Source organism: Paraburkholderia madseniana (assembly GCF_009690905.1).
GTDB classification, from domain to species: domain Bacteria; phylum Pseudomonadota; class Gammaproteobacteria; order Burkholderiales; family Burkholderiaceae; genus Paraburkholderia; species Paraburkholderia madseniana.
Genome location: NZ_VOSW01000289.1, coordinates 1 through 919, shown reverse-complemented (window position 1 = coordinate 919; position 919 = coordinate 1). Strand labels below are relative to the sequence as shown.

General features: G+C 60.7%; 1 pseudogene. It reads right to left on the bottom strand.

Features of this window, described 5'->3' with window-relative positions:
- Positions 1-919: pseudogene (gene istA / locus FSO04_RS45855) on the bottom strand (IS21 family transposase); the annotation flags it as partial.

The window sequence follows — 919 nt, the reverse complement described above, 5'->3', positions numbered from 1 at the left end:
CTGGAACGGCGCACCGTTGCGCAGGGCTCCTGGCTTGCGCTGGATCAGCGGGATGTAATGCTGCCACTCGTATCGCACCTGTCCTTCGTCGGCCAGTCGATCGTGTTCGGCCACCACGGCATCGTCGCCGACCACCACAACACGGCCAGGATAGAGCCGCGTGCTGAGCATCTGGCCTGCGAATTCGCATGGCACGGAGTAGCGATTGCGGCCAATCACCACCAGGCAGGTCGACGAGACTCGTGCCGCACGCTCAACATAACCGTCAAACGGTGTTGGCATCGGCATCAGATGAGCGCGTTCCTGCTCGAACACGTCGGCGACGCTCAGCTCACGATAGTCCGGATGCTTCACCTGATCCCACAACGACCGGCACCGGATCGCCAGCCATGCATTCAGATCAGCGAAACTGCCGAAGCGTTGCCCACGCGCCTCAATCCAGATACGCAGGCGGCTGTCCTGCACGTTCTTCTCGACGACCCTTTCTCCCAGCCACTGGCGACGTTGCAGAAGTCCGGATCGAACAGGTAGTGCGAACACATCACTGCGAAACGCGGATTGACTGTGCGACCCTTGCCTTTGTGCACCTTGTCTACGGCCGTTTTCATATTGTCATAGATGCCCCGGCGGGCCACCCCGCCGAAAGCCGCGAACGAGCGCGTATGGGTATCGAACAGCATCTCGTGCCCCTGACTCGGATAGGCAACCAGCCAGAACGCCCGCGACGCACATAGCTTCATGTGCGACACCTGGAGCTTGCGGTAAATGCCGCCGACAACCAGTCCTTCTTCAGACCAGTCAAACTGGAATGCCTCGCCCAGCTCGAATCGCAACGGCACAAACGCCGACTTCGAAACCGCCTTGCCTTCGCCTTGCCGCCAGGCCCGGATGAAATCGGTCACCCGCGAGTAACAGCCGT